Source organism: Geminocystis sp. GBBB08, from assembly GCF_016743215.1.
Lineage (GTDB): Bacteria > Cyanobacteriota > Cyanobacteriia > Cyanobacteriales > Cyanobacteriaceae > Geminocystis.
Genome location: NZ_VRZC01000005.1, coordinates 15,687 through 39,390 on the forward strand (window position 1 = coordinate 15,687; position 23,704 = coordinate 39,390).

Below are 23,704 nucleotides of genomic sequence, written 5' to 3' on the forward strand. Positions count from 1 at the left end.
AATAAGTGTTGATGATAGCTCAAGTTATGATTATTCTCTAATTAACTCGATAAATAATTGTTTTAATTCGTTAGATTCTTCCTCTGATACTGTGGCAATATTTAACATTTTTGGCAATAATTCTAATCTTGCATGAAAATGAGATTCGATTTGAGGATAAGAATGAAAATTGTTATAAACAGGTAAATCCGCTTGAGGAAGTTACTCGATTTGTTTATAAATAGGAGGACTAAATTCATTACCTAAAACGTGCCATCCTAAACATTGAAATACACAACCGAGAATTGTTAGGGCGACTTGCGGTTCTTTCGTTGTACGATAAAGTTGCTCTAAGACAAAACTGGTAATACTGGTTACTTGTTTAAAATCAATTCTATACTCTTCTGGTTGTCCAGCACTAATTAAACGTCCTAATGCCCACGCTGCTTTTTCTTTTTGTGATAGATGACGACTTGTTTTAATGACTCCACGCAAAAAAGTAAGATTATTAGAGTTACATTGTCCACATTTACCAAGAGAATTGAGAAATACTAATGCTCGAGGTTCATTTTGAAAAGCTTTGAAGGCTTCAATTAATTTTAAGTCAAAACCATTCCATAATAGTTTACCCGGTAAATTGACGATGGCATCATATTGTCGATTATCTATTTTTGATAAGTCCTGATTTATCTTCATTTGTACCCATTGTTCAAATTTTATTTCTGAACTTTTGATATTCATGGATTCATTAGGATTAAGAGAAGCGAAAATTTCTCCTAAAGATAATACGGCAATATAAGTTTTGATTTGGTTATGGGAAGTGCTAAAAAAGCTATCTATTTCTAACCAGCGAATTAAATCATCAATTATTTGACTACGATTAGAGGCGATCGCCGTTTGTTTAACTAAATTTCGACGACGCTCATGTAATCTAGCATTAGCAAAATTTTTGTCTAATTGAAAAACAACATCTTCCCAATCTTTAAATTTAACCACAATTTTGGGATCTGCTGGTTTTCCATTGCGACTACGAGAAATATGAGGAATTAAACTTGTTGGATCTATCGAATTAGCGACAGAAGTATTTTTTGCAGTGGTGCTTTTTTTCGTATTTGTATTGATTTGATTGCTCTCAGAAGCAACCTCTACTTTAAATCTTACTTGTTTATTGCGTTGAGAAACCCAAGTTAATAAGAGTCTCTCATCAAAAGTATATTCAATTTCGAGATCTAAAAGATCTCCTGATTTAAGATTCGAGGCAAAAAGATTTTTGAGCATCACTTGACGAGATCTCTGAAGAGTTGTGTTAATATTCGGTTGAGTACCCATTCCCACCCAAATATTAAACTGCACATAACCTTCTCGATCATTTGGCAGTTTAAAACCATCTCGGACAGTTTTGTAAGGATATTTTTGACCTTGAGCTATTAATAAATCTAACTTAGTTTCGCCATTTTTGATAGTTTCCAGATAAATATTAGTAGGATTAACTCTTTCTACAGATTTTAACGCTCCCGCAGCGAATAAACTAGCACCTTTAGCTACGGCTAAATCAGGATTACCGTCAAGAATGGGAATATTACCAAAAAGTTTTTGTAATCTTTCTTTAATAGGGGGAAAATAAGTCATCCCACCATTAAGTAAAATAGCATCTACTTCAGGTATTTTGCCTAAAGTTGCCTTAGCTTTTAATAAAACATCTAAAATAGGCACAACAAAAGTATCAAATCGATCAACAAAAGGAGTTTGATCAAATGCTTTGGACGGATTCATGTCCGCTAACATTTCTAAATTAAGATCTCGACATAATAACTTATCTAAAATAAGACGCATTTTTTCTGCACTTATATAATGTCTAATAGGTAAAAAACTATCAAGAAAACTACCTTGAAAAGCCTGTTTAAAGTTTTCTTTATCACCTGAAGAAGTATATTCAGCCCCCCATAATCTTTTAAATTTTTCGGCATAAATTAATAATTCATAACTTAATTTATCTCGATCAGCTACAGATAAATCAGCTTTATTTAAACCGTTTTCCACAATATAATTAGCGATTAATTGATCAACTTTATCACCACCAATACGGGTACGAGAACCGATGGCAATATCATTAATTACAAAATTATTATTTTGAGAATCCCACACTACTTGATGAAGAGTAACATCTAACGTACCACCGCCTAAATCATAAACCATGATATTTGAGGGAGAATTAGCATCAAAAGCCGGAGGAATATCACCTCGTTGCATGGAATAAAGAAAATCATATAACGCTCCTTGAGGTTCAGACAATAAAACTACATTTTCTTCTTGCCAACCTGCCAAAACTGCCGCTTTTCTCGTAGCTTCAATGGCATCAGATTCATAAGAAGCAGGATGAGTAATGACTACTCCTTGTACATCACCATATTTATCTAGTAATTGTTGACGACAAAAACCTAAAACTATAGAAGCCGCTTTTTCTGGTAAAATTTCTCCTGAAGTTAACGGATACTGAAAAGGTTTACCATTATTAGAATCACCCATATTATGCTTCCATGCTAAAATAGTCTGATCACGAAAAGCATAAGCATTACTTTTAATATGCCCCCCCACTTCTGCATTTTCAAGAGAATTAAACCTCACGGAAGAAGGAATAATCGGCTTTTTGACTAAACTACCATTTTCGTCTTTAATTGACACATCTAACACAGACGCATTCCATTCCTTTCTAAAGGTATTAAAATTAGCTAGAGACATAACAGTATTTGTTGTGCCTAAATCAATACCTACATAAGTAGGTTGCATTACTTCTTTGAGAATTTCCACATAAGTAGCAGATTCCCTTGATTTATTACCGATTTGATTACCAATAACTAAGGTTTTAATTTTTTTAGATTTAAATTGTTCAAATAAAGTAGCATAACCATTATCATTACTAACAATTACTATTAAATTAATGTTTAATTTACTATTATTAATTAACTCATTTGCTGTTTGAAAAATTAATTTATCAACCTCTTGCTTTACAGGATTTAATCCAGGAGTTAACTCAAAACGATAATCAAATTTACGAAAACCACTACCATAAGCAGTTAAAACGGAAGGAGTATTAGAAAAACCACGACGATAAACAATTTGCCCATAGGAAGCACAAATTTTTTCAATAGTATCTAACTTAGGTTTAATGTTATCTAAATCTAGTAAAATAGCAATTCTATTAGTCATAAAACTATCTCCTTTTTTTGAGTCTTAATGAATTTGAAACATTTAATTAAATTCTTTTACTTCTTCAACTTTTGCCGGAGTTACGATGGCAGAATTAACACACCATCCCGGAGCAATACATTTAACAGTTTTTTTCTCTTCTTTATTGGTAAATTGAGAACCCGAAATATAGTTATATTTATGTTCATCTAAATCTTGCCCCGTAACTTCAAAAATTTGATTAATATTGTCAGGAAATAGAGTAATATTAATACTTTTAAAAGCTTTAAATAAAGCCTCAAGATTAATAAAACAAGTTAAAGTTTCTTGAGGTGATAAATTTTCATTATTTTCTAGTAAAATATCAAGACGTTTATAAAGATGAAAAAGTTGATCTAATACGGGTTGTTGTTCACCTTGTAAAGATTGTGCTAACTGGAAAACAGCATTAGTAAATGATTCGGTTTTAATCGCTTCAATTTGATTTTTTAACTCTTCATTTTTTAATTCAAGACGTTCAATTTCACTTTTTAAATTACTTTCAGTTTCTCCTAATTCTTGCACTAAATTTTGAGCGGCTCTATCTTTTATGGCAGTACGAGTTAAATGAAATTCTTTTTGTAATTCATAGCCAAATTTACCTAAAAATTCACTCGCTCCAAATTTCAGTATTTCTTGATAAGCAGAAGAAGAATTAAAGAATATTTCGATATTATTATCTAAATATTTTGGTAATTGGGATAAAAACCAAAAAGTTCGTTCTCCAGATCTATTAAAATAGTCAATAATATCTACTAATTGTTCTAATTTAACTAGATCAGGTTGTTTATTTTGAGAAAGAGCAAGTTCAAATAAATGAACAAAATCTGTCATTCTTTTCTGCCAATTTTCTAAAAATAATGCTGGTTCTTCTGTATAATTTCGAGACAAATAACGACAAAGATTATTCGCTATTTTTTGTACTTCTGGTTCTGATAAATTTAATTTATATATTAACTGTTTCCAGTTTGTGTAATGATCAGTAATTAAAAGTAATATGCACTGCTCTTGGATTGAAGTATTTTCTTTTTGTTCTTGTCTTTTATCATAATTATGAGGAATAAATTTAGAGTAATTATTATTGATAAATAAAATAAAATTTTTCCAAGATGAATCAACTAACTTATCATCTAATAAAGATATTTTGTTCTTATTTACAATAGGCTTTGATTTATGAGATTTTGGTCTTTCAAAAGCTTTAGAAGGTTTGTTATTTTCCCGTGATGAATTGTGCATCATAATTAATGATTTAAAATTAAGTTAAAAGGTAATAATGTCTAAATTATTTAAGTAGTTTAACACATTATCCAAAATAGGATTATCCTAATTAGGCGTTGCCTCATTTTAAAAAGGCAAAAAACCTTCAAAGATAAGGAGGGAAAAGGGAAGGCACAGAAGATTAAGTAATATTTTTATTTCAAAATTATTTAAGTAATTATTATTTTTTTACTCCTTATTCATATATCAGGTGCGATTTTATTTTTTATGCAAGTTTTTTAAGTAAATAGACAAAATTCTTTATATAATATTGACAAACTATATTCTATGAGCAGATAATGCGATCGCAAAACTAGCTCATAATTTGTTCAAAATTAAATTGTTTGAAGAAAATCAAAATTAGGAAGCCTCAGAAACCCAAAGTTGTCACTTTCAATCTGCTTTGAGTCATAAAAATTTTATTAGACACGAGTGCAAAATAAAAATTAAAATCTATTTAAGGTGAGAAATCATCAATTTTAATAACCATTGCCCATTGCCCATTGCCCGACTTGGTGCAGAAGTCTATTATTAATAAGTGCCAATGTTAATTATTGCCGGAGAAAGAAGCGGAGTCGGTAAAACGACGATCACTTTAGCTTTGTTGTCATGGTTGAAAAGTAAAGGAAAATCTGTTCAATCTTTTAAAGTTGGTCCTGATTATATTGATCCTATGTTTCATAGTGCAATTACTGGTTTACCCTGTCGTAATCTTGATCCGATTTTAACCTCCGAAGACTACGTTAAATCTTGTTTTTCCTATCACAGTCAAAAAGCTGATATTAGTATTATTGAAGGGGTTATGGGTTTATATGATGGTGTACCAAATAGTAGTTATTTTGCTTATGGCAGTACCGCTCATATCGCTAAATTATTGCAAATTCCTGTTATTTTAATTATTGATTGTAGTAAATTAAGTACTTCTATTGGGGCGATCGTTTATGGATATGTTAATCTTGATCCAGAAGTTAAAATAGTAGGAATTGTTTTAAATAAAGTTGGTAGTGAAAAACATTTATTTTTATTAAAAGAAGGGTTAAAAATATGTTCAACTCCTGTTGTTGGTGTCTGGTTTAGAGAGAAAAATATTGAATTACCTTCCCGACATTTAGGGTTAATTCCTACGGAAGAAATTTCTACTTATCAAGAGATTTTTAAAGATTTAGCTCTGATGGCTGATCATAGTTTTCAGTGGAATTTATTAACTCCTTATCTTCAAAAAAACCAGACTAAAACTAATAATAAATTTTTAGATAATCTTGATCATTTTATCATCAACAATAAAATTAATTTACGTTGTGCGATCGCTAAAGATAAAGCCTTTAATTTTTATTATCAAGATAACTTAGATATTTTAGAAAAATTAGGAATAGAATTAGTATTTTTTAGTCCTATTGATGATGTAAAAATTCCTGACAACATTCAAGGGATATATTTAGGAGGAGGATTTCCTGAAGTTTTTGCCTCAGAATTAACCAAAAATAAAACAATGAGAGAATCATTAAAAAAAGCGATAAATTCAGGAGTTTTTACCTATGCTGAATGTGGAGGCATGATGTACTTATCAGAAAAAATCATCGACTTTGAAGGTAAATCATGGGAAATGGTAGGAGTTTTACCTAATACTGCTATTATGGATAAAAAATTAACTCTAGGCTATCGAGAAGCAAAAATTTTAATTAAGAATAAACTCTTGAAAGAGACAATAATATTAAAAGGACATGAAGTTCATCGAGCAAAAAATACCAATATCCCAAATCCTTCAATACTAGAAGTTCGAGACTATTATACACAAGAAATTTTATCTTATCAGGGATGGCAAATTAATAATATTTATGCTTCTTATTTACACCTTCATTTTGCTAGTCTATTAATAAAAATAAATCTGTAAATCTTACTATACCTTAAAGCTGACCACTGAAAGCTGATAGCTGCTAAAACCTCTAAAAATCTCACAACTCCCATAGGATTGCTATATTTATCCTATAGTTGAAAAATCTATTGTTAATTCTGTACTATAAAATTATGGGTTATTTTGATACGTTAATTGATAAATTTGCTAAAGATCAGGAATTAGAACAAGCTTTCGGAAAACATATTCACTGGGGTTATTGGGAAATTCCTTCTACCGCTATTGGTACTTTAACAGATTTTGCTATAGCAGCCAATAATCTTTCTCAATTAGTAATTCAAACCGCACAAATCACAGACGGGGTAACTATTCTTGATGCTGGTTGTGGTTTTGGTGGGACAATAAGTTTACTTAATGAAAGTTTTAGTAACTTAAATTTGTCGGGTGTTAATATCGATAATGCCCAAGTAGAAAGAGCAAGAGAAGTTATTAAACCACAAAATAATAATAACATTCAATTTATTAACGCTGATGCTTGTGATTTACCTGATTTTAGAGAATCATTTGATTATGCGATCGCTTTAGAATGTATTTTTGCATTTCCTAGTCGAAAAATTTTCTTTCAACAAGTAAGAAAAAACCTCAAATCATCAGGTAGATTAATTATAGTTGATTTTATTATTAATCCCCAGATTAGTCAATTTTGGTCTTGGTTTGAAATTAAAATTCTTAGCCGTTTAATTACTGATACTTACGGTTCAAAAGCTACAAATCTAGTTAAATTTATTGGAATAAAAGAATATGAAAAAGTTGCTAATCAAACAGGATTTAAACTAGAAAAAGTGATCGATATAAATAAAAATGTACAACCAACTTATCGAGTAATTAATAAACTTATTGTTGATAATTTTAATGATTGGATAACTGCTAAAGGTTTAGAAATTTTTAGCCAATTTAACTTAATTAACTATCAGATTTTAATTTTTCAATAATCTACTGTTAATTTTATTTAAAGGATATAATAATGTGGGCATTGCCCACCCTACTCAGATTAATTATTATTTTCTTCTATGCCTTTAGAGATTAAAAGTCGCTCTCTTTTTTTCTTGGCAATTTCTCTTAAACTAATAATTTTATCAGTTTCATCAACAATATCTCCCGTTAAAACTTCTAAGACATCTTCAAGGGTAACAACACCAGAAACTCCCCCATACTCATCAATTACTACCATTAAATGTTGACGAATTTCTTGAAAGTGTTTTAATAAATGATCAGCTTTAATAGTTTCAGGAACAAAATTAGCAGTAGCAACTAAATTCGCTATTTTTTCATCTTGTCTTCCCTGAATAATTGCTGTTAATAATTCATTTTTAAAACCGATACCAATAACGTCATCAATAGAATCTTGAACAACTAAAATACGACTATGTTCGGACTTAATAATAAAATCTTGACAGTCTTTTAAAATGGCATCTCCTTTCAGATAAGTAATTATAATTCGAGGAGTCATTAAGTCGGCGGCAGAAAGATCATTTAAGTGAAAAACACGGGTGATCATTTCAGCTTCATCGGCTTCAATTACTCCCTCATGACTACCAATAGTTGTTAATAATTTAATCTCCATTTCGTTAGTAGTTGGCATAACTTTTCCTTGAGTTACTGGTTCAGTTACTTTTTCCATTATCCATACTAAAGGAGTTAAAATAAGTGTTAAAAACTGTACGGGTAAAGCTAAAAATAAAGCAAAATTATCAGCATATCTTTGTCCAATAGTTTTCGGAAATATTTCGCCAAAAATAATAATTAAAAATGTTAATATACCTGAAAAAATGCCTAACCAAGCATGACCTAAAACTTCTGTTGCTAAACTACCAATAAGAATACTACCAACTATATTAAAAATATTATTTAAAATAACCACCGTAGCGATAGGGCGATTCATTTTTTTCTTGATTTTGAGTAAAGCTAAAGCACTAGATTTTTTAGATTGCGCCCATTGTTTAACTTTTATGTCTGAAACCGTCAATATTACTGTTTCCGCAAATGAGCAAAAAGCTGAACCGCATAAAACTATAACAATAATGAAAAAAAGAGTTAACATAATGGTTTAGAAGTTCGCAGATGCTTAAGAGGAGGAGAAAGAGAAGTTATGGGTAATCCGTAATCCCTATTCCGTAATAAAGGTTATTAATTCTCCATTCTCCATTCGTGATTGTCGGATTAGACTTTTGCCTCTAAAGATTTTAAATACTCCGTATTAACTCCCGATTCTCGCACTAAAGCTATTTTTCCAGTACGGGCAATTTCTTTAATGCCAAATTTGTTTAACATGGAGATAATTGCTACCATTTTACCTGGATCTCCTACTACCTCAAAGGTTAAACTATCATCGGACATATCCACTACTCTAGCTCTAAAAATTTGTGCAATTTGTAAGGCTTCTCCCCTAGTATTTGTATTAGTACTGACTTTTACTAACATTAATTCTCTTTCTACACAGGGAATTTTTGTAATATCAGTAACTTTAATAACATTAATTAATTTGTGTAATTGTTTTGTTAGCTGTTCAATGGTATCATCATCTCCGGGTACAACCATTGTAATTCTTGAAATACCAACTTGTTCGGCAGGTCCTACGGCTAAACTTTCAATATTAAAACCTCTACGGGCAAATAATCCAGCAATTCTCGTCAAAACCCCCGCTTCATCTTCTACTAATACAGAAATAGTGTGCTTCATTAATATTTTAGATTTTCGATTCGTTAAAAATAATTAATTTTCTTTAGTTAAGTTTTTAATTTAACTTACCATTGTATCAAAAAGCAAAAGACAAAAAATAAAACATTAATTAAGTCTGTAGTAATTCCTGATTCTCAATTCCTTGGGTAATGGGTAACGATGCTCAATTTCTAAATTCGGCATTGGTGGGCATTGGTGAATCGAGCTATAAATTAAAATATTTTGAAGATAAATTTTGATTCTGTAGTGTAAGATTATGGAATGTCATATCTGCAAAAATGCAATTAATCGATAAGGGAAACAAAACTATATCTGTGTTGATTGCCTTTCATGCTTGGTTACGGCGATCGCCATTAAAAACTAATACAGTTTTTATGTAACTTAAAAAGATAGCGGTTAAATATCGAGAAAGCTATTAATGAGATTAGAGAAGATTTTTTAAGTCAAAATGATTAAAAACATAGAAGTTACTTTAAATACTTTAGCTTTTGTTTCAGCTTTATCAGAAAATCATACCTTAATTCAGCAACGCCATAATAATTATAGTTGATTAACTTAAGAATGAAACAATATCAAAATCTGTTAGCCTTATTAAATGGAGGTTTTAGCTTAATAAAGTGTCTCAAGTTTAAGTCAAATGACTATAATTATCCAGTAAACATTTATAATCTTCTTAATGTAATTGATCTAAATTTGGTCTAAAAATTGATTATAAAGAAATAATGATTTTTTTTTCTCTGCACTTCAAGAGGGATAAGTACTTATAAATATAAGGTTTAGAGTATAAGCTACCTACGAGAGTCGAACTCGTAACCTATTCATTACGAATGAATTGCTCTGCCATTTGAGCTAAGGTAGCAATTTTATCTAGGAAACTATGATAACACAAATGAGAAATAATTGATAATGGTAAAATAAGTATTTCCCTGTCATTCCTCATTTATTATCAGTCATTGATTTAAGTTTTTCCCTTTCAAGGTGCAAATTTTGCTCTAATTCTTGTAACTCTTCCCGCCTAATTTCAATTTCAAGACGCAAACGAGTTAAATCTTGACTTTGAGATGTTAACTCTTGCCTCCATTTTTCAATTCTGGCTTGTTCTTCAGGTATATTGATATTATGATTAGAATGTCCTTCTACTAAGAATTCTCTAATTAAGTCTAAAATCCAATCTTTTGCATCTCGACAACGAATAATTTGGTCATGACTATCTAATTCTACTAACAATAATAATCCCAATGCAAAACTTTCTTGCCCATTTAAAGATAAAAATTTTTCGTTACAAAATGTCCATTGTAATTTAGATTCTTCTACTGCTAGTAAATGTAATTCTAATTTCCCGGATACAATATTTTTAATAACTTGAGCAAGATATAGCATTTAACAATTAGGAATGAGAAATTAGGAATGAGAAATTAGGAATGAGAAGTTAGCAAGAAGTTTTAACTCTTTGTTAAAAATGAGGAATAAAGAATTATGGCACAAGACACCTATTATATAATTAATACTCATTACTTATTATTCATTATTCATTATTTTAATAAGTCGATGCGTTTTTGCAAAATTTCCCTTTGAATTTTACTTTCATTTAAGCCATTTTGTACTGTTTCGATGATCTCTTTAGGTGCTTTATTAACGAAATTGGGATTATTTAACCTTCTTTCTAAGGATTGTATCTCCCCTTCAATTTTATCTAGTTTTTTATCTAGTTTTGTCGTTAATTTTTCAATATCAATTACTCCCTCTAAAGGTATTAATATTTGAATGGTATTAACAACTGAGGCGATCGCTTTTGATACTTCTTCCGTTAAACCTTCAGTAATCGTGAGATTCTCAACTTTTGCTAACTCTTTAATATAAGTTTGAGTTTGACTTAAAATCTCCCTTTCTTTTTTACTATCAGACTGTAAAATCACATTTACCTTAACCCCGGGTTTAATTTCTGCTTCCCCACGAAGGTTACGAATCGCCCGAATTGTCTGAAATAATAAGCTAAAACTGGTTTCTAAATCTTTATTGATGAGGGTTGTTAATGGTGTTATGTTAACTTGAGGAATAGGTACAGTAAATTCCAAGTCTATAATATTATTTACAGAAGATCCAAAAATTTCTTGTTTTAAGACATTTAATCTTTCTAACGTCTTCTCTCTAGCTTCGGCAAATACCAAGTTTTGATAAGTAAACCATAAACTGTAGAATAATCCCACTAATTTTAACAAGGGTGCTAATAAAAGAAAATCATGAATAACGTTGATAACAGAAGAAACTAACTCCAAAATCAGAAAAGTTATTAAAATTATCGCTAAAAGAATAAAGGGTTGTTGATATTTTTTTATAAATGAACTAACCTGATGTGGTAATTGATCTAGCAAACCTACTACTTGATTCCCTAGTTTTATAATTGTACCTTCATCCCTTTGGTTTATTGAAATTGTTGATACTTCTTTTGGACTTTGCTGAGGGAATAAGTTGATTAATTCGTCAACTTGAGGAAAAGATTGCAAAGCTAAACTATCCTTTTCATTTTGAGTTAAAGTGTGCCAAATTTCTTCGGTGATATGAGGCATGAAAGGATGTAAAAGTTTTAGTATCCCTTCCAATACATAAGCTAAGGTTTGTTGTGCTACTTGACGGGAATCTACTCCTTCTTCTCCCTTATTAAGGGGGGTGGGAGGAGATTGCCATAAACGAGTTTTAACTAATTCTATATACCAATCGCAAAAGTCACCCCAAATAAATTCATATAATCCTTTTGCCGCTTCTCCTAAGCCATAATGCTCAATATTTTCTCTGGTTTCCTTGACAACTTGATTAAATCTTGATAGTATCCAGCGATCGCTAAATTCCACATTTTGTAAGTTAGGATAACCTAATTGTTGGGGTGTTTTACCATCTAAATTCATCAAGACGAAACGGGCAGCATTCCATAACTTATTGGCAAAATTACGACTGGCTTCCACTGAATCTGATTCATCGGTTTCACGATTATATTGTAAACTAATATCTTGCCCCGCTCCCGCCACTTCTCGAATTAAGGTATATCTTAGGGCATCTGTCCCGTATTTATCCGTTAATAATAAAGGATCAATGCCATTATTAGCTGATTTTGACATTTTTTTACCGTTTTCATCCCTTACCAAACCATGAATATAAACATCCTTAAAAGGCATTTTATCGGTAAAGTGTCCTGACATCATCGTCATTCGAGCTACCCAAAAGAAAATAATATCAAATCCCGTAACTAATGTCGTATTCGGGAAATACTTATCTAAATCTTCTGTATTATTAGGCCATCCCATTGTCGAAAAAGGCCATAAACCAGATGAAAACCATGTATCAAGTACATCTGGATCTTGAGCTATAATTATATCTTCTCCGTATTCTGCTAAGGCTTTGTCCCTCGCTTCGCTTTCATCAAATGCTACAATAAAAGGAGTCTCATCGGTAATTTCACCGTTAGTTTTACTCACAATATACCACGCAGGAATTTGATGCCCCCACCAAAGTTGACGAGAGATACACCAATCTTGAATTTTTAGTAACCAATCTCGATAGACTTTTTGCCATCTTTCAGGTACAAAATGAGGGGAGTTGTTATCTTCTAATTCTTGTAAGGCTTTTTGGGCTAGAGGTTCAATTTTTACATACCATTGGGTAGAAATAAGAGGTTCAACGGGTACTTTTCCTCGATCGCTATAGGGTACACTGTGACGATAGGCTTCTACTTTGACTAAAAATTGTTCTTCTTTAAGACGGTTAAGGATATTTTTTCGGGCTTCAAATCGATCTTGCCCTTCAAATTCCCCACCATTTTCGTTAATAGTACCGTCTTTATTTAAAATGTTGATCAAAGGCAGATTATGACGCTTACCCATTTGAAAATCATTAGGATCATGCGCTGGTGTAACTTTAACACATCCAGTCCCAAAAGCAGGATCGACAAATTCATCGGCGATAATGGGAATTTCTCGAAAGGTAATGGGTAATATAAGAGTTTTGCCGATAAGATGCTGATAACGGGTATCATTAGGGTTAACCGCAACGGCAGTATCACCTAACATAGTTTCCGGGCGTGTCGTGGCAACTTCTACATATTCATCTCCTTGTGCTAAGGGGTAACGAAAATGCCATAAATTCCCGTCAACTTCTTTATTTTCTACTTCTAAATCGGATACAGCAGATTGAGATTCAGGACACCAATTTACCATATAATTTCCTCTATAAATTAAACCTTCTTCATAGAGTTTTATGAATGCAGTTTTTACCGCATCGCATAAATCGTCATCGAGGGTGAATCTTTCTCGACTCCAGTCTGCGGATAAACCTAATTTTTGCAGTTGATTAACAATAGCATCTCCTGATTCTGTGCGCCATTGCCATGCTTTTTCTAAAAATTTCTCTCTCCCTAAGTCGTAACGAGTTTTACCTTCTTCTTTAAGTTGTTTTTCAATAATCGTCTGTACCGCAATACTAGCATGATCTGTACCCGGAAGACAGAGAGTATTTTTCCCCGTCATGCGATGGTAACGAATTAAAGTATCTATTAAAGATGTATTAAAAGCGTGTCCCATGTGCAACTTCCCCGTGACATTAGGTGGTGGAATTACTATAGCGTAAGCCTCTCCCTCTTTTTCTGCGTTGGCTTTAAAGGTTTCTTGCGATCGCCAAAATTCCTGCCATTTAGCTTCGGTAGTCTGTGCATCATAGTTCGGCGGTAATATAGGGTTAGAATTAGTCATATTGAGAATCTGAATATTATAGACATTTTTATATTTGTGTCTTTTCATTATCTTTGATTCCCTTTCAATTATCAACTTAACTATTATCATTAAAAGTTGTTAAGTACTTAGGCAAAATTAATTGTATATAAGCAATGGATTTAAACCTATTGTTATCAAGGGTTTAGCAAAAATAAAATATTATTGGGTGCGATCGCATTTAGGTAATAAAGAGTGCGATTGTATTTATCAATCTTCTCTACTGGATACCCTAAATTCTCCGAAAATTTTAGATCAGACTGAGGTTAATTTTCGCTATTATTTCGATACCATTCGATGGTATTTTTCAAACCTTGCCTTAAGTCAATATTTGCAGTGAAACCGAAAGTTTCTTTAGCTTTAGAAGTATCTAAACAACGGCGAGGTTGCCCATTTGGTTTATCCGTTTCCCAGACTAACTCTCCTTCAAATCCCATCAATTCACAGATTAATTGCGTTAAATCCTTGATAGCAATTTCAAAATTAGTACCTAAATTAATCGGATCTGAACTATTATAAAGTTGCGTACCCATTACAATACCTCTAGCTGCATCATTGGAGTATAAAAACTCACGGGTTGGGCTACCATCTCCCCAGACAGAAAGAGTTTTATCCCCTCTTTGTTGTGCTTCATGAACTTTGCGGATTAAAGCAGGAATTACATGAGAGCTACGAGGATCAAAATTATCTTCTGGACCGTACAAATTTACTGGTAAAAGATAAATACCGTTAAACTGGTATTGATGGCGATAGGATTGTAATTGTACCAATAAGGCTTTTTTAGCGATACCATAAGGTGCATTAGTTTCTTCAGGATAACCATTCCATAAATCTTCTTCTTTGAAAGGCACAGGAGTAAACTTAGGATAAGCACAGATTGTACCAACACAGGTAAATTTTTCAACCCCTGCTTGATAAGCGGCATGAATTAACTGAACACCCATTATCACGTTATCATAAAATAATTCTGCAGGTTTTTCTCGATTTAAACCAATTCCGCCAACATGAGCCGCTAAATGGATGATTACATCTTGATTCGCTAGGACTTTTTGACAATTTTCCCAGACGGTTAAGTCAGAATCTTTTGATCGAGGTATAGTGATTTTATCAGGATTTGCACCGGCTTTAATTAATTCAGCGACAACTTGCTTACCTAAAAAACCAGCACCACCAGTTACAAGAATTTTTTTTGTACTTAAATCTAACATGATAATGGGTAATAAGTAGTAATGAGTAATGAGTAATAAGTAATGAGAGGAAAAGATTAGGGAAATTTATTGATTGTTTAACTCCTAATTCCTAATTCCTAATTAACATTGTGTAGCATACTTTTACGAATATAAGCTATATCCTTAACTTTGTGTCCATTAGTGATGCCTAAGGCTTCTAAATCCGCATCTACCATTAAGTTTACTAACTCAGGGAATGTAACGCTGGGTTGCCAACCTAACTTTTCTTTAGCTTTTGTCGGATTCCCTATTAATAAATCTACCTCAGTAGGGCGCAAATAACGCTCATCAAAGGCAACATAATCTTCCCAGTTAAGGTTAACGTGAGAAAAAGCTAAATCTAAAAATTCCCTGACAGAATGGGTTTCTCCTGTGGCTACCACATAATCATCCGGTTGATCTTGTTGCAGCATTAACCACATGGCAACAACATAATCTTTTGCATAACCCCAGTCTCTTTTCGAGTCAATGTTACCTAAGTATAGTTTATTTTGTTGTCCAGTCACAATACGAGCTATAGCTCTAGTAATTTTTCTAGTTACGAAAGTTTCACCACGACGAGGACTTTCATGATTGAATAAGATACCGTTACAAGCAAATAGGTTATATGATTCACGGTGATTAATGGTTTGCCAGTGTGCATATACTTTACCACAAGCATAAGGACTACGGGGATAAAAAGGAGTAGATTCTTTTTGAGGAATTTCTAGCACTTTTCCGAACATTTCTGATGATCCGGCTTGATAATAGCGTATATTAGCGGAAGTTCTTTGTTGATAATCTCTTATCGCTTCTAGTAGTCTAAGTGTACCCATTGCGACACTGTCAACAGTAAATTCAGGAGCATCAAAACTTACTCTAACGTGAGATTGTGCTCCTAAGTTATAGACTTCATCAGGTTGTGTTTCTTCTAAAATACGGCGTAGAGTAGTACCGTCAGTTAAGTCACCATAATGAAGAAAAAATTTCGCATCTTCTTGATGGGGATCTTGGTATATATGATCTATGCGATCAGTATTAAAAGTAGAAGTTCGTCTGATAATACCATGAACCTCGTATCCTTTATCTAATAATAGTTCGCTCAAATAAGAACCATCTTGTCCTGTAACACCAGTAATAAGAGCTTTTTTATGATTAGTCATTCTTTCTTAAATCAATTTTTATTTGTATTTCTATGGAATCATAGATTTATACTTTGGTTAAGTTTATATGATCTAAACTTATTTTCAACATCGAAAAAATGATCAAGTTTAATTGTACTTTCAAAGTGATCGATTTTATAGTAACTTATTTCAATTATCCTTTAAAGGGAAGATAACTGCTAACAAGAAAAACTGCTAACTCTAAGATACAATAAATTTATCAAATAACTAATAGTTGATTATTATTTTTAATATTTATGATTTTAACTAGGAAAAAAACCTTAATGATGTGGGAGAAATTGCCTTTTAGTAATGATATTGAACGTTATTGGCAATTACTTTCTGTTTTAGTACCACAAAATCTCAATACTCGTTATCGTGGTTCTTTTTTAGGAGTATATTGGTCATTATTAAATCCCATTATTATGACTACTTTATATACAGTTATTTTTGGCACAACATTTGCTTCTTATTTTGGTGATTCTATCATTAATTATATGTTTGCAGCTTTTACTGGTTTATTAGTAATTAATTTTTATAATTCAGCTACAACTCAAGCATTAAGCAGTATCGTTATTAATGGTGATTTATTAAATAAAATTAAGTTACCTTTACCAGTTTTTCCTCTTTCAATGATTGCGGCTAATATTTTTCAATTTATAGTGGGATCATTGCCATTATTAATTATTGTTACATTAATTAAAACTCATAATATTCTATTTGTATTTTCATTATTATTACCTTTTAGTGCTTTAGTTTTAGTCTGTACTGGAATTGGCTTATTTTTAAGTGCTTTATTTGTTTTTTTTAGAGATTTAGGTTACTTTTATGAAATAGCTACCTTTATTGTGTGGATTACCAGTCCAGTATTTTATCCTTCTGAAATTGTACCAGCAAGAGTCCAACCTTTTTTATATCTCAATCCTTTAGTACCAATAATTGAAAGTCTGAGACAAATAAGTTTAGATGGTACTTTTCCAGAATTTAGTCACTTGATGAAAGGCTTTTTAAGTGGCATAGTTATTTTAACTTTAGGATGCTTATTTTTTCGTAAAGTACAATCATCTTTTATGGATTTACTTTAAATAAATTTATTTCTCGGCTCAATTATTTATGACATTTATTCTTATTTAATATCACAATGGATCAAGAAGTTATTAGACTAAATAATGTTTCTTTATGGCGTAGAACTCAAGAAGAATTTTCTTATGATCTTAAAAGAACAGTCATCTCTTTTTTACAAGGAAAATATATTAAACCAGCAAAAAAACAAGTTTTAAAAGATGTTAATTTTGTGGTAAAAAGTGGTGAAAAAATTGGCATTATTGGTTCAAATGGTGCAGGAAAATCTACTTTACTCAAAGTTATTTGTGGTATTTTAGATCCAACTTTTGGCACAGTAAGAGTACGGGGAAATATTGCTCCTTTAATCGAATTAGGTGCCGGTTTTAATATGGAAATGTCAGTCAAAGATAACATCATTTTATATGGTGTGTTATTAGGTTATTCTAAAGAAGAAATGAAAACTCGTACCAATGAAATTCTTGAATTTGCCGAATTAGAAGAATATGGAGAAGTACCAGTAAAAGCTTTATCTTCAGGTATGAAAGCTCGTTTAGGTTTCTCTGTCGCTACAGATGTAAAGCCAGATATTCTTATTCTTGATGAGGTTTTATCTGTTGGTGACGCTAAATTTACCCATAAATCACGAGAGCGCATTCAAAGTTTATGGGAGCAAAGTAGTACCATATTATTTGTTTCCCATAGTTTAGAATATGTTAAAGATTTATGCGATCGCTGTATTTGGTTAAATCATGGAGAAATTGCCTATCATGGAAATACTCAAGAGGCGATAAAACTCTATTTAGATTCAGTAGGTGTCAAAGAATATATTCGCCCTCCTTCTGCTTTATAAGCACTCGAAGCATTTAACTTACCGTTTTTATTAATTCCTCACAGGGGGTTTAAACCCCTTGCCTTGACTCAAACGTTTATCTGTTGCACTCTTTCCAAATCCGCTCTTTCCTAGCCTCATTCCTTAACTTAGATGGAAAGCAGCTTAGTGATATATATTCATTGTTAATTATTATTAATTACTTATCCCCCTGTTTAGCATTTACCTTAGTTTCAGGGGATCGGTATAATTAAGCTAAAGATTATCGCTATTCATCCCCAAAATTTAATGCAAACTTTTCCCATTGAAAAAATATCCTTAAATTCTCAAAAAATTACCCTAAAGCCTTTACCATTACAACGTCCCTTACTAATGATTGGTCATGGTACAAGAGATGATGATGGTCGTCAAGTATTTATGGATTTTGTTAATACTTATCAACAATTAGATCGATCTCGCCCTGTAATTCCTTGTTTTTTAGAATTAACTGCACCAACTATCGCTGAAGGTGTTGAGGACTGTATAAATCAAGGTTATAGTGATATTTCGGCGTTGCCTATCCTCTTATTTGCCGCCCGTCATAATAAATTTGATGTTACCAATGAATTAGATCGCACACGGCTTAAATATCCTCAGTTACAATTTTATTATGGACGACATTTCGGCATTAATCCTAGTATTATGGAACTTTGGCAAAAACGCCTTACACAATTAGATCAACCCCAATATAACCTTCATAATATTTCTCGTCAAGATACTGTGTTATTATTTGTGGGTAGAGGATCAAGTGATCCTGATGCTAACGGTGATGTGTATAAACTAGCTCGTATTTTGTGGGAAGGTAGCGGTTATAATACGGTTGAAACTTGTTTTATTGGTATTTCTCATCCTCGTTTAGAAGAAGGATTCCGTCGTGCTTTGTTATATCAACCCAAAAGAATTATTGTTCTGCCTTACTTCTTATTTATGGGTGCTTTAATGAAGAAAATATACTATATTTCTGCTGAACATCAAAAATTATATCCTGAAATTAATATTATTTGTTTACCTGAAATGGGCATTCAACCTGAATTATTACAGTTAATTAGGGAAAGAGAAATTGAAACTCAACTAGGGGAAGTAAAGATGAATTGTGAAATGTGTAAATTTCGTCTAAATACTTTACAAAATGACGATCATCACCATCATGAACATAATCATAGCCATGATCATTCTCATCATCATAACCATGATAACGATCCTTTAGCACAACCGATGGCTTATCATCAACGTATCTGGCAAACTCCTTAATCGGGAATAGTTAATAGGTGATAATTAGATAAATTTTTGTAACAAAATATTTCCTTCATTAATAAATTAGAGATTTTTCCAGTTCATTTCGGTAATCAAAATACTTTTTCATTAAAATATTGAGTTATATTGAAAAGAGGTTTTACATTCCGGAGAATAGAATTATGGAATTAATGATCGAAGATTTGATGGAGCAGTTGGTAGAATTAGGAGGCTCAGATATGCACATTCAAGCAGGAGCTCCTGTTTATTTCCGTATTAGTGGTAAACTTACTCCCATTGGTGATGATCCTTTGACTCCCCAAGAGGCTCAAAAACTAATTTTTAGTATGTTAAATAATACTCAACGAAAAACTCTTGAACAAGAATGGGAGTTGGATTGTTCTTATGGAGTTAAAGGTTTAGCTCGATTTCGGGTAAATGTCTATAAGGAAAGAGGTTGTTATGCCGCTTGTTTACGGGCTTTATCTTCTAAAATTCCTAACTTTGATCAATTGGGTTTACCTGATATTGTCAAGGAAATGACCGATCGCCCCAGAGGTTTAATTTTGGTAACAGGACAAACAGGTTCAGGTAAAACTACAACCTTAGCGGCGATGTTGGATCTCATTAACCGCACTCGGGCTGAACATATTTTAACAGTAGAAGATCCTATTGAGTATGTTTTTCCCAATATAAATAGCTTATTTCATCAAAGACAAAAAGGAGAAGATACTAAAAGTTTCGGTAATGCTCTAAAAGCAGCTTTGCGAGAAGATCCTGATATTATTCTGGTAGGTGAGATGCGAGATTTAGAAACTATCTCTCTGGCAATTAGTGCTGCAGAAACAGGACACCTCGTCTTTGGGACTCTTCACACTAGTTCTGCCGCCGGAACAATTGATCGTATTATTGACGTTTTTCCAGCCGCCGAACAAGCTCAAATTCGGGCGATGTTATCTAACTCTTTATTAGCGGTATTTGCTCAAACTTTAGCCAAAAAGAAAAACCCTAAACCAGGAGAATTTGGACGGGCTATGGCTCAAGAAATTATGATTATTACTCCAGCGATCGCCAACTTAATTCGGGAAGCAAAAGCACCTCAAATTTATTCTGCCATTCAAACAGGAGGTAAATTAGGGATGCAAACAATGGAACAAGCCTTAGCCGGATATGTAAAAACGGGAACTATTAGTTTTGAGGAAGGATTAGCTAAAAGTAGTAAACCAGATGAATTAAAACGTTTAGTAGCTGGTAGTGGAATGGATACGAATAGTGTAACAACTGCTACGAAAAAAAGATAACGATTAAGACGCTTTTTTGTCAGTGATAGGTGAGGGAAAATAATAAGCCATAGACAAAAAGGATCAATACAGCCCATTACTAAATAAGCAAAATTAATAGTGCATTTTATTTCTCATGGTTAATAATTTATTGTTTTAATTAAAATTATGGCTACTTTTATTGTTCAAGTTAAAGATAAAGCAGGTAACATACTTAATGAAAGAGTAGTTGCTGAGTCTCAAGATGAAGCTAGAAGAATTCTGAAAAAACGATTTACCACCATTGGTAAAATCAAAAAAGCTGGTATGGAATTTGACATGGCTAGTATTGAAGCGGCCATGAGTAAAGTGACGGTGAAGGATAAAGCGATTTTTTCCCGTCAATTTGCTGTGTTAGTTAATGCGGGGGTAGCGATTATCAGAACCTTAAGCGTATTAGCTGAACAATCCGGCAATCCTAAATTTAAAAAAGCCTTAATGACGATTAGTGAAGACGTACAACAAGGTACAAATCTTTCAGAAGCCATGGCTAAACATCCTGATTGTTTTGATCAACTCTATGTTTCTATGGTGGAAGCTGGAGAAACAGGGGGGGTTTTAGATGAAGTCATGAATCGTCTTGCTAAACTTTTAGAAGATGTGGCAAGGTTACAAAATCAAGTCAAATCTGCTTTGGCTTATCCTGTAACAGTAGGTATTTTTGCTGTCTTGGCTTTTTTGGGGATGACTATTTTCTTAATTCCAGTTTTTGCGGGAATTTTTAAGAGTATTGGTGCTGAATTACCAGCGTTAACTCAATTTATGCTTAATTTAAGTGGTTTTTTAAGAAGTCCGAAAGTGATTATTCCTATTTTTGTGGTTTGGGGTTCTTTTTTTGCTTTTAAACAATATTATAAAACCCCTGCAGGAAGATTGCAAATAGATCATTTAGCTTTAAAAATGCCTATTTTTGGTGATTTAAACGAAAAAAATTCTGTAGCTCGTTTTTGTCGTGTATTTGGTACTTTAACCCGTTCTGGTGTTCCTATTCTTCAATGTTTAGATATTGTCCAAGAAACTATCTCTAATAAAGTAATTTCTAACGCCGTCGGAGCAGCTAAAGATGCTATTTTAGAAGGGGGGATGCTTAGTGTGGCGATCGCTGAGAAAAAAGTATTTCCAGCTATGGCGATACAAATGATGATGATTGGGGAAGAAACAGGGGAATTAGATTCAATGATGATGAAAGTAGCAGACTTTTATGAAGATGAAGTAGAACAAGCAGTGAAAGCCTTAACTAGCGTCATTGAGCCTTTGATGATGGTAGGTATTGCGGGGATGGTGGGAACTATATTATTATCTATGTACTTACCTATGTTCAAAATTTTCGAGAAACTCGGATAAGAAAGAATGAGGAATGAGGAATTAGCAATATTTAACCAGTTTGAAATGAATTTCAAAGCTAAAAATCATCGTTTAATAAATTGAAATAAAATATGACTATCAAACAATCAGATTACGAAATGGTATTAGCCGATTATAGTAATCGAGAGCGTATTGTCTCTCTATTAGGTCAATATCGTCAATATTTAGCAATGATTCCTAGCATGAGACGAGCTAGTGAGAGTGTTATTGCAATTCCTTTACCCCTAGCGAAGGTGAGGAATTTAAGGATAGTCTCTGGTGATAACCTTAATCAAGAGTGTTTAGATGAAATTACTCCTATTCCTTGTGATGTAGCTGTATTAATGTGCGATCCTGAATGGAAAATAAAAATGGGAGTTGAAATACTGATTTTTATTCATCGCCCTCAAGAAGATTTTTCCGATTTACTTCGACGTTGGCGACAATCACAAATTTATCTTCATAAAGAATATGAATGGATTATGCCTCATACAGAAGATCATATGTATAGTGATTTAGCTGAAGAAATATACCCCTTATTTATTACCTTTCCTCAAACCACCGAAAGAATCAAAAAAGGTTTATCAGGGGCTTCTTTGCCTTATATTGAGTATATTCAAGAAGAAATTACTAAGGATCAAAGTTTATATTCATTATCAAAAGTAATTTAATTGATATTACCTAAATTGAAGATAATTAAAGTAATTTTGTTGATCAATATTTATCTATAAAATTACAAACTTTAAACTTAACGTCAGTAATTTAAGATACTCTAAAAAAAACTATCGGCAATGGTGACAATTTCTGTGGCTAAATCAAAGTCTTTTTGAGTAACTCCTCCCGCATCATGGGTACTTAAATGAATAGTTACTTTATTATAATTTATTTCAATGTCGGGATGATGCCCTGCTTTTTCTGAGGGAGTAACTAAACGATTAATAAATTCAACTGCTTGAATAAAGTCTTTAAATTTATAAGTTTTACTAATAGTTTGTCCGCTAGTAATCCAATCGGGGAAATTAGCTAGTTGTTGTCTGATTTCTAATTCGTTTAAAACCATATTTTTGATCATAAATGATTGTTGAGCAATATAAATAGCTATTTTAGTTCAATTTATTAAACATATCCTATCAACATTTTATCTAAGTAGTTTATTACTTATTACTTTTTATTTATTACATTTGTCCGATAATTCCTTGTAACTTTTGTTTTAAAGCTGGATTTTGTTTAACTTGTTGGGTAATTTGATTAAATTGAGTGTTGGTTAATCCATATTTTTTGACGATAGCTTCTGATTGTTCACAATAATTTACTGCCATAGTACGAGCGTTACCTTGTAGTTGATTTAAACTGTCTTCTTGATAACAATTTAATTGATTAGGTTTAGATTTACCGACAATACTTTCAATATTACTAAAAGTTGTTTTTCTTAAATTTTCAATTTCTATAGCGGCTTGAGCATATTTTCTTAAATCTTCATCTGTGGGAGTTTGAGCCACAGCTTGATTACTAATATTGATAGTTTTGCTTTGCCAATTAATTTCAGGAATGATACCTAATGCCATAGCACTGGTAGTTAAAGTTATTAAAATAAGAAGATGATAACCAGTTTTTAAAGAATTAAAGTTATATTTATTTACTAACATAGTTTAATTAAGAATAACAATAGGGAACAATATAATATGAATAATTTTA

General features: G+C 32.1%; 18 protein-coding genes and 1 tRNA gene. 8 read left to right on the top strand and 11 right to left on the bottom strand.

Features of this window, described 5'->3' with window-relative positions; all coding sequences use genetic code 11:
* Positions 1–201 precede the first annotated feature (201 nt).
* Together FWJ34_RS01485 and grpE are read right to left on the bottom strand one after the other, a co-directional pair.
* A complete protein-coding gene (locus FWJ34_RS01485; protein ID WP_308253542.1) occupies positions 202–3,186 on the bottom strand; it encodes an Hsp70 family protein in 2,985 nt (994 codons plus the stop codon).
* A gap of 42 nt (positions 3,187–3,228) precedes the next feature.
* On the bottom strand, positions 3,229–4,443 hold the full coding sequence (gene grpE / locus FWJ34_RS01490) for a nucleotide exchange factor GrpE (RefSeq protein WP_308253543.1): 1,215 nt from the start codon (positions 4,441–4,443) through the stop codon (positions 3,229–3,231).
* A gap of 562 nt (positions 4,444–5,005) precedes the next feature.
* Here grpE and FWJ34_RS01495 point away from each other — a divergent pair.
* On the top strand, positions 5,006–6,352 hold the full coding sequence (locus FWJ34_RS01495) for a cobyrinate a,c-diamide synthase (RefSeq protein WP_308253545.1): 1,347 nt from the start codon (positions 5,006–5,008) through the stop codon (positions 6,350–6,352).
* A gap of 134 nt (positions 6,353–6,486) precedes the next feature.
* On the top strand, positions 6,487–7,305 hold the full coding sequence (locus FWJ34_RS01500; protein ID WP_308253547.1) for a methyltransferase domain-containing protein: 819 nt from the start codon (positions 6,487–6,489) through the stop codon (positions 7,303–7,305).
* A gap of 59 nt (positions 7,306–7,364) precedes the next feature.
* On the opposite strand, the gene FWJ34_RS01505 is transcribed toward FWJ34_RS01500, so the two are convergent.
* The 7 genes from FWJ34_RS01505 to gmd all read right to left on the bottom strand — a co-directional run bounded on the left by FWJ34_RS01505 (position 7,365) and on the right by gmd (position 16,180).
* On the bottom strand, positions 7,365–8,414 hold the full coding sequence (locus FWJ34_RS01505; RefSeq protein ID WP_308253548.1) for a hemolysin family protein: 1,050 nt from the start codon (positions 8,412–8,414) through the stop codon (positions 7,365–7,367).
* A gap of 119 nt (positions 8,415–8,533) precedes the next feature.
* Positions 8,534–9,052 (bottom strand): acetolactate synthase small subunit, encoded by a 519-nt coding sequence (ilvN, locus tag FWJ34_RS01510; RefSeq protein ID WP_308253549.1) that lies wholly within the window; start codon positions 9,050–9,052, stop codon positions 8,534–8,536.
* A 786-nt stretch (positions 9,053–9,838) separates the two neighbouring features.
* Positions 9,839–9,911: transfer RNA gene (locus FWJ34_RS01515), tRNA-Thr, on the bottom strand.
* 77 nt (positions 9,912–9,988) lie between these two features.
* A complete protein-coding gene (locus FWJ34_RS01520) occupies positions 9,989–10,432 on the bottom strand; it encodes a hypothetical protein (protein ID WP_308253551.1) in 444 nt (147 codons plus the stop codon).
* Positions 10,433–10,584: 152 nt separating this feature from the next.
* A complete protein-coding gene (locus FWJ34_RS01525; protein WP_308253552.1) occupies positions 10,585–13,791 on the bottom strand; it encodes a valine--tRNA ligase in 3,207 nt (1,068 codons plus the stop codon).
* A 284-nt stretch (positions 13,792–14,075) separates the two neighbouring features.
* Positions 14,076–15,017 carry a GDP-L-fucose synthase gene (locus FWJ34_RS01530; RefSeq protein ID WP_308253553.1) on the bottom strand — a complete coding sequence of 314 codons (942 nt, stop codon included), beginning with the start codon at positions 15,015–15,017 and terminating at the stop codon, positions 14,076–14,078.
* Between the two features lie 98 nt (positions 15,018–15,115).
* Positions 15,116–16,180 (bottom strand): GDP-mannose 4,6-dehydratase, encoded by a 1,065-nt coding sequence (gene gmd, locus FWJ34_RS01535; protein ID WP_308253554.1) that lies wholly within the window; start codon positions 16,178–16,180, stop codon positions 15,116–15,118.
* A gap of 284 nt (positions 16,181–16,464) precedes the next feature.
* Between gmd and FWJ34_RS01540 the strand changes: the two genes are divergently transcribed.
* The 6 genes from FWJ34_RS01540 (at position 16,465) to FWJ34_RS01565 (ending at position 22,680) form a co-directional block, all read left to right on the top strand.
* On the top strand, positions 16,465–17,265 hold the full coding sequence (locus FWJ34_RS01540) for an ABC transporter permease (protein WP_308253588.1): 801 nt from the start codon (positions 16,465–16,467) through the stop codon (positions 17,263–17,265).
* A 56-nt stretch (positions 17,266–17,321) separates the two neighbouring features.
* Positions 17,322–18,095 (top strand): ABC transporter ATP-binding protein, encoded by a 774-nt coding sequence (locus tag FWJ34_RS01545; RefSeq protein WP_308253555.1) that lies wholly within the window; start codon positions 17,322–17,324, stop codon positions 18,093–18,095.
* Positions 18,096–18,362: 267 nt separating this feature from the next.
* Complete coding sequence (locus FWJ34_RS01550; protein WP_308253556.1) at positions 18,363–19,364, top strand: sirohydrochlorin chelatase; 1,002 nt, start codon at positions 18,363–18,365, stop codon at positions 19,362–19,364.
* A gap of 164 nt (positions 19,365–19,528) precedes the next feature.
* A complete protein-coding gene (locus tag FWJ34_RS01555) occupies positions 19,529–20,647 on the top strand; it encodes a type IV pilus twitching motility protein PilT (RefSeq protein WP_308253557.1) in 1,119 nt (372 codons plus the stop codon).
* 147 nt (positions 20,648–20,794) lie between these two features.
* Positions 20,795–22,009 (top strand): type II secretion system F family protein, encoded by a 1,215-nt coding sequence (locus FWJ34_RS01560; RefSeq protein ID WP_308253559.1) that lies wholly within the window; start codon positions 20,795–20,797, stop codon positions 22,007–22,009.
* A gap of 92 nt (positions 22,010–22,101) precedes the next feature.
* Positions 22,102–22,680, top strand: coding sequence for a hypothetical protein (locus tag FWJ34_RS01565; RefSeq protein ID WP_308253560.1), 579 nt, complete (start codon positions 22,102–22,104; stop codon positions 22,678–22,680).
* Between the two features lie 101 nt (positions 22,681–22,781).
* Here FWJ34_RS01565 and FWJ34_RS01570 read toward each other — a convergent pair whose 3' ends face one another.
* Together FWJ34_RS01570 and FWJ34_RS01575 are read right to left on the bottom strand one after the other, a co-directional pair.
* Positions 22,782–23,081 (bottom strand): 4a-hydroxytetrahydrobiopterin dehydratase, encoded by a 300-nt coding sequence (locus FWJ34_RS01570; RefSeq protein ID WP_308253561.1) that lies wholly within the window; start codon positions 23,079–23,081, stop codon positions 22,782–22,784.
* A 103-nt stretch (positions 23,082–23,184) separates the two neighbouring features.
* Positions 23,185–23,655: a DUF4168 domain-containing protein gene (locus tag FWJ34_RS01575; protein ID WP_308253562.1), complete on the bottom strand. Its 471-nt coding sequence runs from the start codon at positions 23,653–23,655 to the stop codon at positions 23,185–23,187.
* Positions 23,656–23,704 lie beyond the last annotated feature (49 nt).